Source organism: Streptomyces sp. PA03-1a (genome assembly GCF_033792805.1).
GTDB lineage: Bacteria > Actinomycetota > Actinomycetes > Streptomycetales > Streptomycetaceae > Actinacidiphila.
Genome location: NZ_JARAVO010000041.1, coordinates 38,673 through 48,517, shown reverse-complemented (window position 1 = coordinate 48,517; position 9,845 = coordinate 38,673). Strand labels below are relative to the sequence as shown.

Sequence of the window (9,845 nt, the reverse complement as noted above, 5' to 3'; positions counted from 1 at the left end):
CTGGTTATGCTTTTTGTTTATGGTTTTTTTTTTTTTTCAAGCGAAAGACGCATACGGGGTGGTGGAAGGTCCCCTGGGCTCCGAGAATTTTTTTAAGGACAGGACACCTGGAAGGCGCCTGATGTACCTCACCCGCTTCCGCGTCAACACCGCACGCCCAGGCGCCCGACGACTCCTGTCCACCCCCCAGGCCATGCACGCCGCCGTCATGTCCTCCTTCCCCGACCTGATGCCCACCGCCGAACAGACCCCCCGGGTCCTGTGGCGCCTCGACCGAAACGCCACCGCCGAAGTCCTCCTCTACGTGGTCAGCCCCCACCGGCCCGACCTCACCCACCTCGTCGAGCAAGCCGGCTGGCCCGCCGCAGCCGCCTCCGGCACCCCCGGCTGGCAGACCTACGCCTACGCCCCCTTCCTGCAGCGCCTGGACAAGGGCACCGTCTGGAACTTCCGCCTGACCGCCAACCCCGTCCACTACGCCCGCACCAAGGACGACCAGCCCACCACCAAGCGCACCGCCCACCTCACCCCTAAGCACCAACTGCACTGGCTCTTGCAACGGCAGGACACCGGCGGGTTCCGCATCCTTGCCAAACCGCAGGACAAGCAGCTCACCGAGCACGGCGATGAACACCAGGCGATCGTCCGCGACCAGCGCAGCCTCGACTTCGGCAAACGGGGCGCCAACGGCCGCGTCACCCTCACCACCGTTACCTACGACGGCCGCCTGGAGGTCACCAAACCCGACGCATTGCGCGGAGTCCTGACCGCCGGCCTGGGCAAGGCCAAGGCTTACGGCTGCGGCCTGATGACCCTCTCCCCTCTGGGATGACGCATGAGTACCATCGGCAGCAGACCGGCAAGCAGCCCACGCGAACTCACCCGGGTCTCCGACCGCAGTTCCTTTATTTACCTGGAACGCTGCACCATCCACCGCGACGCCAACGCCATCACCGTCGAAGACGCAGACGGCACCACCCACATCCCCTCCGCCACCATCGGCACCCTGCTGCTTGGGCCCGGAACCCGCATCACACACCAGGCCATGAGCGTCCTAGGCGAGACCGGGGCATGCGTCGCCTGGGTCGGCGAGCACGGAGTGCGCTACTACGCAGGAGGCCGGGCGCTATCCCGCTCCGCCGCACTCGCTGAGACCCAAGCCACCCAGTGGGCCAACCGGCGCACCCGGCTGGAAGTAGCCCGGGCCATGTACCGCCGCCGCTTCCCAGACGAAGATCCATCAGGCCTCACCCGGCAAGAACTCCTGGGCCGAGAAGGCCGCCGCATGAAGGACTGCTACCGCGTCCAGGCGCAACGCACGGGTGTCCCATGGAAAGGCCGCCGCTACACCCCCGGTGACTTCTCCTCCGGGGACGCTGTCAATCAGGCGATCACTGCGGCCGCACAGGCCATGTACGGCGTCGCGCACGCGGTTGTATCTGCCCTGGGCTGCTCGCCTGCCCTCGGATTCGTCCACTCCGGCCACGAGCTGTCATTCGTCCTGGACATCGCCGACCTCTACAAGACCGAAGTCGGGATCCCCGTCGCCTTCGACGTCGCGGCGGAATCGCCGGAGGACATCGGGCCACGGACCCGCCGCGCACTCAGAGACCAGATTCACCACCTGCGACTACTCGACCGCGTTGTCACCGACATCCACAACCTGCTCGCCCCAGACGAGCGAGCTTCCCAAGTAAGCGACGATCCTGACGTGGTAAGACTTCACACAGACCGCGATCAACACGTTGCCGCGGGCGTCAACTACGCACTCGAGGCCAGTTGGTGACCATCATCGTGCTCACCAACTGTCCGGCCGGCTTGCGTGGCTTTCTCACCAGATGGCTACTGGAGATCTCGCCCGGCGTCTTCATCGGCAACCCATCCGCCCGGATTCGCGAGGCTCTCTGGGACGAGGTACGGCAGTACGCGGGCCAGGGCCGAGCCCTCCTCGCCTACACCACCAACACCGAGCAGGGTTTTACCTTCGACGCCCACGATCACGCTTGGTACCCGATGGACCACGAAGGCCTCACCCTCATCCGACGCCCCAAGGCCCCAGACGCCTCCAAGGCCACGGCGCCGAGGTCCGGGTGGAGCAAGGCAGCCAAGCGGCACCGCTTCGGTCGTCGCTGATTCCAGAATGTCGCGTGTTGAGGGGTGTGGGCGTGATGTCGGAATCTGAAGAAGTGCTCAAAACGGCTGCCCGCCGTCGGTAAAGGCGCAGGTCCCGCAGTCTGCTCCCCGCGCCCGCGGGGATGGTCCCTTCCGCTTCACCCCGTTCGAGGGCCACGTCCGCTGCTCCCCGCGCCCGCGGGGATGGTCCCTCCCCGGCATCCGCGGCAACTACCGGACCGAGCTGCTCCCCGCGCCCGCGGGGATGGTCCCTACCCGAACATGGCGCCGAACCACTTCGGGCACTGCTCCCCGCGCCCGCGGGGATGGTCCCTACCACGGCGAGCTCTACACCGTCACCCCGACCGAGCTGCTCCCCGCGCCCGCGGGGATGGTCCCTACCTCCTCCAGCCGCAAGAAGCGGGCGGCTGCTGCTCCCCGCGCCCGCGGGGATGGTCCCACCTTCACCGCGCCGACCGACGCCTACAGCAACTGCTCCCCGCGCCCGCGGGGATGGTCCCAACGGGCTGAACCTGCTGGGCATGGCTCTCGACTGCTCCCCGCGCCCGCGGGGATGGTCCCCAAGGAGTGAGCTCATGGCGCGTGTCCGTTTCCTGCTCCCCGCGCCCGCGGGGATGGTCCCACCGGAGAACCCGCATGAGCCAGATCGGCAACCTGCTCCCCGCGCCCGCGGGGATGGTCCCCGCGCTGCTGGGCCTTGAGCAGTACGCCCTGCCTGCTCCCCGCGCCCGCGGGGATGGTCCCTCACCCCGATGCCGTTCCGGTACGACGGATCCCTGCTCCCCGCGCCCGCGGGGATGGTCCCGCGGCAACGGTCTTCACGATGACCGCGACCAGCTGCTCCCCGCGCCCGCGGGGATGGTCCCGACGACAAGCTGCCCGTCTCGCCGCAGGTCCCCTGCTCCCCGCGCCCGCGGGGATGGTCCCGGACGCGTCTTGTCCGCGGCCTTGAACACCTCCTGCTCCCCGCGCCCGCGGGGATGGTCCCACGAGGTGGCCCCGCCGTTCCAGCCCCTCGACCTGCTCCCCGCGCCCGCGGGGATGGTCCCCAGCGCCCCCACCACCGCGTCAAGGCCAAGCTCTGCTCCCCGCGCCCGCGGGGATGGTCCCTCCGGGCCCGCTCTCGCCGGAAGCCACAGGCACTGCTCCCCGCGCCCGCGGGGATGGTCCCTCGCCGGCAAGGGTCGCCAGACCGGCAACCAGCTGCTCCCCGCGCCCGCGGGGATGGTCCCCAGTCGTGCCCGAACCGTTCGGCCAGCAGACCCTGCTCCCCGCGCCCGCGGGGATGGTCCCTCCCGCAGCGTGCCCGGTAACCCAGATAACGCTGCTCCCCGCGCCCGCGGGGATGGTCCCCGGTATCGCCGGTTGGGCTGGCAGTTCCTGATCTGCTCCCCGCGCCCGCGGGGATGGTCCCCGGACGATCTACGCGACCGGCAAGGCCCGCCACTGCTCCCCGCGCCCGCGGGGATGGTCCCGTCGAGTCCTTCTTCGTCACGTCCGTCGCCAGCTGCTCCCCGCGCCCGCGGGGATGGTCCCGAGGGTGTACCGCTCCGGGGACTCGGCGACCTCTGCTCCCCGCGCCCGCGAGGATGGTCCCGGTGATCTGAGTGCTCATGGATCCTCGATCTCCTGCTCCCCGCGCCCGCGGGGATGGTCCCGCATGAGTGACGCCCTGGAACTCCCCGAGATGCTGCTCCCCGCGCCCGCGGGGATGGTCCCGCGAACGGAACCGCCCCGCTTTCGGGGGGATTCTGCTCCCCGCGCCCGCGGGGATGGTCCCCCCGGGGGTGGCCGGGCGGGCGCTGTCGGGTGCTGCTCCCCGCGCCCGCGGGGATGGTCCCGCGACGGCGAAGGTGACCCGGGCGTCGTCGTCCTGCTCCCCGCGCCCGCGGGGATGGTCCCGCAGAAAAGGCCCCCGGCCCGAAGGCCGGGGGCTGCTCCCCGCGCCCGCGGGGATGGTCCCCCGTCGAGCAGGCCCGCTTCGAAGCCGCGCATCTGCTCCCCGCGCCCGCGGGGATGGTCCCATGTTGACGAACCGCTCGATCGTGGTCTTGCTCTGCTCCCCGCGCCCGCGGGGATGGTCCCGACCACTCCGCGCAGGTCACCATCGCCGTCACCTGCTCCCCGCGCCCGCGGGGATGGTCCCAGCCCGGTGAACATGTCGGCAGAGCCCTTGATCTGCTCCCCGCGCCCGCGGGGATGGTCCCCCTCCGAGCGTCCGCGTTGCCAGATCCTCACCACTGCTCCCCGCGCCTGCGGGGATGGTCCCCACGCCGTGCGCGGCTGTTCGGCCGCCGACTACTGCTCCCCGCGCCCGCGGGGATGGTCCCGCCACCGCCACCGTCACCAAGACCACCGGCAACTGCTCCCCGCGCCCGCGGGGATGGTCCCAACGCGCGGGCGGCGCGGGTGCTGTACGACGCCTGCTCCCCGCGCCCGCGGGGATGGTCCCTGGGCCGGCCGCTCACCGTAGAGCACGGTGTGCTGCTCCCCGCGCCCGCGGGGATGGTCCTGCCGCCGCATCGCCACCGACGCCCGCGAGCAGCTGCTCCCCGCGCCCGCGGGGATGGTCCCTCCGAGACAGTCTCGTCCCGACGCTTCATGACCTGCTCCCCGCGCCCGCGGGGATGGTCCCAAGGCCGTGAAGTCGGTCAAGTCCACCACCAACTGCTCCCCGTGCCCGCGGGGATGGTCCCGGGCCCAGGGTGTCTGCGGCGAGGCTGTCGGACTGCTCCCCGCGCCCGCGGGGATGGTCCCGTGCCAGCGGAGACCCTGCTCACGACGTAGTAGCTGCTCCCCGCGCCCGCGGGGATGGTCCCGTGGCGAGGAGCTCGCCGACGGTCATCGCCATCTGCTCCCCGCGCCCGCGGGGATGGTCCCCTCACCGGCGCGACGAGCGACGACGAGCTGCAGCTGCTCCCCGCGCCCGCGGGGATGGTCCCGGGGAGACAACAGCGCCAGGGCGGTCTGGTAACTGCTCCCCGCGCCCGCGGGGATGGTCCCATGACCGGGGGAAGCCAGTGATCAAGCCCGAACTGCTCTCCGCGCCCGCGGGGATGGTCCCGCGAACGTCACCCCGTCGTCGTGGTGGTGCGTCTGCTCCCCGCGCCCGCGGCCATGACACAACCTCGAAGCCCCGTCAGCGGTGCCCAGCGGGTCGCCGCTCATGGCGTCCCAGCGGAAGCGTCGTCCAGCTCGCCGCCCGCCTGCGACTCGTACCACTGGATCTTCGCGTGCAGGTGCTGCTGGTCGAGCAACATCGCTATGTGCTCACGGAGTTGCACCGCATGCTCGCGCAGCACCCGCAAGCGCTCGGCGTTCGTGGCCTCGCCGTGCCGGGCGAGTTCGGCGTAGCGGCGCATGTCCGCGATCGGCATGCCCGTCTCGCGCAGGCAGCGCAGCACGCCCAGCCAATCGAGGTCGTCCTCGGTGAAGACGCGCTGCCCGCCTGCCGTGCGCCGGATGTCGCAGAGCTCACTGGCGCGCTGGCCGGTCTGCGGGTCGCCGTGCCCTCGGCGAGCGCACTGGCCCAGGCCCGCCGCCGGATCGGCGCCGCGCCCCTGCGGTGGCTGTTCGACATGAAAGGCCCCGGGGCCGATGTGCGGGCAGCCGGGACACGATGCGCGGCCTGCTGGTGGTCGCGTTGGACGGCACTTCCTCGACCAGCCGGAGCGCCGGACGTGGCATCTCGCCGACGCGCTCGTCGGGCCCGACGACCATGTCGCCGGGCTGCTGGACGACACCGCCTACGCCGACCCGCGGGTGGGAAACCTGCGGGTCCGCACGATCCGGATCCTCGCGCGCGGGCAAACTTGTGCAGCGGGCCACCCCTGGAGGGGCGGTCCGCCGCACAAGTGGTTCAGGTCCCGCGTGTAAGTGGCCGACTCTTGGTCAGCGGAGACCGAAGGCCCGGATCACGGTCTGAGTGACCGCGTTGCCGGCACTGTCGTGGGCCTGCGCCCGCATCGAGACGAACCGGGCCTGCTTCGGGGCGGACAGCCCGAACCGGCCGTCTTCTCCGCTGGTGACCTTCCGCCAGGTCCGGCCGTCGTCGTAGGACACCTCCAAGGTGACCGCCGACAGGGTGCCAGCGCCCGCGGCGTGGGCGAGGTGGGCGACGGACGCCGTCAGTCTCGCGTTCCTCGCGGCCTTGCCTGCCTCGTCCGTGTCGACGCCGTAGTAGATCTGCAGGAGCGGCAGGACCGCCTGCTCGTCGCCCGACGGGGCCTGGGAGGTGAAGTCCCACTCGGTGTGCGTCGTGGAGGAGTACGGGCTCACGGTGCTGTCCCGGTCGGCATCCAGTACGAGACGGTACGGCAGCTTTCCGACGTCGGGTGCGTCGGCCTGCACCATGGTGTTTCGCGAGTTCTGGGCCAGTTGGGTGTCACCCTGGTAGAGCGTGAGGGTGTGATGCGCGTCCCGGTAGTCCAGGGACATGCCGACGTGGTCCGAGCCGCCCCAGGCGGGGACGTCGAGGACCAGGTGGCTCCCGTTGCGTGTGGGCAGCATGTAGTTGTTGTTCAGGTACGGGCGCTCGATGGGCTTGAACCACTCCTGCATCTGCGTGCTGCCCGCCCGGTACGTGGTGCGCGGCTCGATCTCGTAGAGCAGGTCGTCGACGTACGCCTCCTGGCCCCAGGAGTACGCGGGCTGAGTGGAGACCCAGTCAACCCGCTGTGAGTTCACCGGCTCCGACATGGGCATACCGATCCCCCACCTCGGGTTGTAGACCGGCCAGTCGTAGCGGAACTCGCCGCCGCCCAGGGACGGGTCGGGGCTGTCGAAGGTGACGTTCACCCGCGCGAGGTTCTTCGGGCCGCCCTGGACGACCAGGTTGTCCGGGATCTCGTTGTGCCACGTCCACATCAGGTCGTACACGTAAGGGCTGACCGGCTGCGAGTCCACCGAGAGCGTCGCCCCGTGATCGGAGGCCTGGCCGAAGAGCTTCTCGCCCTCGTCCGTGCTCAACAGCGTGACGTCGATTCGGGCGGGGGTGTGAGTCCATTCGTCGTTGCTGTAGCTCCGGAACCCTCGCCCGGGCGTGTTGTTCACGACCAGCAGGAGCTTGGCGCCCGCCTCGATCGCCGCGATTGCCTGGTCGGCGTCGCTGATCGTGTCGTTGCGGCGGACGACCACCGCCTTGCCCCTCGCGTCCACACCGGCGTAGTCCGCCCTCGTGCCGTCGCCGGCTGCCACGAGCGGGAGCCTGTAGTGACCCTGGGGCAGCGGGGTGACGTCCTGTTGCCGAAGGGCGTCGGTGAACTCGGTGGTCTTGGTGGCGACAGCCAGTGCCGGCTGCTCCTTGCGCCAGCGGGCGCCGAGGTCGAAGTCGCCGTGGGTCACCTTGTGCGTGGTGGGCTGGGCCCACAGGCTGTCGTAGTTGGTCTGGGTCTCCATGTAGTCGCGGTAAAGCTGGCCGCCCATCGAGCGGGTGTACTCCAGGCGCTGGTAGGTCGCCTCGGTCCGCTGCGGCGTGGTCATGTCGATCCGCTCGATCTTCGAGGCGTCCAGGGTGACCGTGGTGTTGTGGTCCATCACGACATCGGGGTCACCGAGCAGCGCCATCCCCATCGAGTGCGAGCCGTGGACACCCTGCACGGCCTTCCACTCCAGCACCGAGTAGACGTCGCCCGCAACGTAGCCCTCCGCCGTGCCGGTCTCGTCGACTATCCACTGCTGGGGCGCGTCGTCGCCGGACCGCAGCAGGTCGACGACCCCTGACATCGGCTTTCCGTGAGCGTCCTTGAGGACCACGGTCAGCTTGTGGGAGATGTCGCCCAGCGACACGGCCGTGTGGGTGGCCACATTCCCCGCCGCGTCGGTCGCGACGATCTGCCCCGACCAGGGAGCCCTGCCGGTGGCCTTGGACGCGTCGATCGTCAGCGTGGCCGAAGCGGTGCCGCGCGCCGGCACGACGACCTGGGGGGCGGACAACTGGAACATTCCCGCTGGGGCGTTGGGGGCCTGAACGGACAGGTCGAGGGTGACCGGTACGTCACCCATGTTGGTGTACGCGATCGGGCGTTTCACCGCGCCGGACCCGTCCGCCGGCACCAGGGGGGCGAACGCGGTCGCGGAGGCGAAGACGCCGGCACTCAGCGCCGACGGGACGTCCACCCGGCCGCTGCCCGCTTGGAAGGCGCTCCACGCGGGCAGCTGCTTCGAACTGCTCACCAGCAGGTCCTTCAACTGGGAGCTGGTCAGCCCGGGGTGCGTGGCCGCGAGCAGGGCAGCGGCGCCCGCGACATGCGGGGTGGCCTGAGAGGTCCCGCTGAACGTCAGGTAGCTGCCCTCGCCAAACGGCGAGTATTGGGAGCGGGCCGCCAGCACGTCGACGCCGGGCGCGCTGATCTCCGGCTTGAGCCCGCCGTCGACGCGCGGGCCCCGGCTGGAGAAGTAGGCGAGGTCGTCCGAGGAGTCGACGGCCCCCACGGTCAGGGCGGCGTCAGCCGCGGCCGGACTGCCGATGCTGTGGTCCGTAGCGGTGTTGCCCGCGGCGACCACGAACAGGGCCCCGGTCTCGGCGCTCAGGCGGTTCACCGCCGAGCTGAGGGGGTCGGTGCCGTCGGACGGAGCCGGGTCGCCCAGGCTCATGTTGATGATGTCCGCGTGCTGGTCCACCGCGGCCCACTCCATGCCGGCCAGCACCCAGGATTCCTCGCCGGCACCCTCGTCGGAGAGCACCTTGCCGATGTGCAGGTCCGCGCCGGGCGCGACGCCCTTCTCCTTGCCGTCCGACGCGGCCCCCGTGCCGGCGATGATGGACGCGACATGGGTGCCGTGCCCATGCCGGTCCGTCGCGTCCTCGTCCGGGACGAAGCTCTGCGAGGCCGCTATCCGGCCGGCCAGGTCGGGGTGTTCGGCGTCGACGCCGGTGTCCAGGACGGCGACGTCCACGCCCTGCCCGGTGTCACCGGCCTCCCACGCCTGCGGCGCGCCGATCTGGGACGTGGACTCGGCGAGATCCGCCTTGACGACTCCGTCGAGCCAGATCCGGACGATACCCGCGCCGAAGGCCGGCGTGCCGGACGCGGACGTGGCTGCCGCGATCCTCGAGCCCGACGCCGGCGTGGAGGTGATGGCCCGCCAGAAGTCGGCCGACTGGTCCCGGTCCTCAGCCAGCGCGGCACCCTGGACGCTGCCGAGGGCCCTGACGCGGGTGGCGCCCGTCGGGGTTGCGGAACGCAGCCCCGAGGCGGTTTTGCTGCCGTACGAGACGATGAGCGGCAACTGGTCGCGATGTGCGTCGTCGTAGCCGTCCGCGACCAGCTTGCTGATGTTGAAAAGGCGCTTGTCCAGCGTGCCCGCCGCCACGTAGGGGAGAACGGACTCGGGATACACGTACAGGTCGCCGTTCGACTCCGTGATGCGCGCCTGGGCTTGTGTCCCGGCGGCACTGCGCACCTGCACGGTACCCCCGCCAGCGCCGGACTGCCGCGTGACAACCACGTCACCCGTGATCAGGGTGACCGAGTGGACGCCCGGAGGCACGTTGCGCTGCGCGGCGGGAGCGGCGGAGTCGGTGGTCGCGGACGCCGCGGCATGCGCGGCGGACATGGCGACGGGTTGCGCGAGGGACAGGAGGGCGGCGCCGGCGACGGCGAACACGCTCCAGCGTCTCTGTGATGATCTCAAGGCATTCCCTCAATGTTCCGTAGGGCCGAGTCGGCCCGCGAGCGATTCATGACTGAAGTGACGGATCGGCGGGGGAT

At 70.7% G+C, this 9,845-nt stretch carries 6 protein-coding genes, 1 pseudogene and 1 CRISPR repeat array; of the genes and pseudogenes, 4 read left to right on the top strand and 3 right to left on the bottom strand.

Annotation, left to right across the window (positions count from 1 at the left end; translation table 11 throughout):
• Positions 1 to 121 precede the first annotated feature (121 nt).
• Genes cas6e through cas2e form a run of 3 tightly spaced genes read left to right on the top strand, consistent with a single transcriptional unit; the run spans position 122 to position 2,133 of the window.
• A complete protein-coding gene (gene cas6e, locus PV341_RS12110; protein ID WP_500357665.1) occupies positions 122 to 832 on the top strand; it encodes a type I-E CRISPR-associated protein Cas6/Cse3/CasE in 711 nt (236 codons plus the stop codon).
• Positions 833 to 835: 3 nt separating this feature from the next.
• Positions 836 to 1,786, top strand: a complete 951-nt coding sequence (gene cas1e / locus PV341_RS12105; RefSeq protein WP_500357659.1) for a type I-E CRISPR-associated endonuclease Cas1e — start codon at positions 836 to 838, stop codon at positions 1,784 to 1,786.
• A complete protein-coding gene (gene cas2e, locus PV341_RS12100) occupies positions 1,783 to 2,133 on the top strand; it encodes a type I-E CRISPR-associated endoribonuclease Cas2e (protein WP_500357657.1) in 351 nt (116 codons plus the stop codon). The genes cas1e and cas2e overlap by 4 nt, the downstream gene beginning before the upstream one ends.
• A gap of 101 nt (positions 2,134 to 2,234) precedes the next feature.
• Positions 2,235 to 5,197: a CRISPR direct-repeat array (repeat unit 29 nt; unit sequence CTGCTCCCCGCGCCCGCGGGGATGGTCCC).
• Between the two features lie 100 nt (positions 5,198 to 5,297).
• Here the strand turns inward: cas2e and PV341_RS12095 are convergent.
• Both PV341_RS12095 and PV341_RS12090 read right to left on the bottom strand, forming a co-directional pair.
• The gene (locus PV341_RS12095; protein ID WP_500357663.1) at positions 5,298 to 5,537 is read right to left on the bottom strand and encodes a MerR family DNA-binding protein; all 240 of its coding nucleotides are present in this window, start codon (positions 5,535 to 5,537) and stop codon (positions 5,298 to 5,300) included.
• A 3-nt stretch (positions 5,538 to 5,540) separates the two neighbouring features.
• A pseudogene (locus PV341_RS12090) lies at positions 5,541 to 5,597 on the bottom strand (hypothetical protein); the annotation flags it as partial.
• A gap of 42 nt (positions 5,598 to 5,639) precedes the next feature.
• Here PV341_RS12090 and PV341_RS12085 point away from each other — a divergent pair.
• Complete coding sequence (locus PV341_RS12085; RefSeq protein ID WP_500357661.1) at positions 5,640 to 6,062, top strand: transposase domain-containing protein; 423 nt, start codon at positions 5,640 to 5,642, stop codon at positions 6,060 to 6,062.
• Here the strand turns inward: PV341_RS12085 and PV341_RS12080 are convergent.
• The gene (locus PV341_RS12080; RefSeq protein WP_500357655.1) at positions 6,025 to 9,741 is read right to left on the bottom strand and encodes a S8 family serine peptidase; all 3,717 of its coding nucleotides are present in this window, start codon (positions 9,739 to 9,741) and stop codon (positions 6,025 to 6,027) included. The genes PV341_RS12085 and PV341_RS12080 overlap by 38 nt on opposite strands.
• Positions 9,742 to 9,845 lie beyond the last annotated feature (104 nt).

Excerpts from the sequence above, each read along its gene's own strand:
- cas6e (WP_500357665.1), top strand. The coding sequence starts at position 122 with ATGTACCTCACCCGCTTCCGCGTCAACACCGCACGCCCAGGCGCCCGA.
- cas1e (WP_500357659.1), top strand. The coding sequence starts at position 836 with ATGAGTACCATCGGCAGCAGACCGGCAAGCAGCCCACGCGAACTCACC.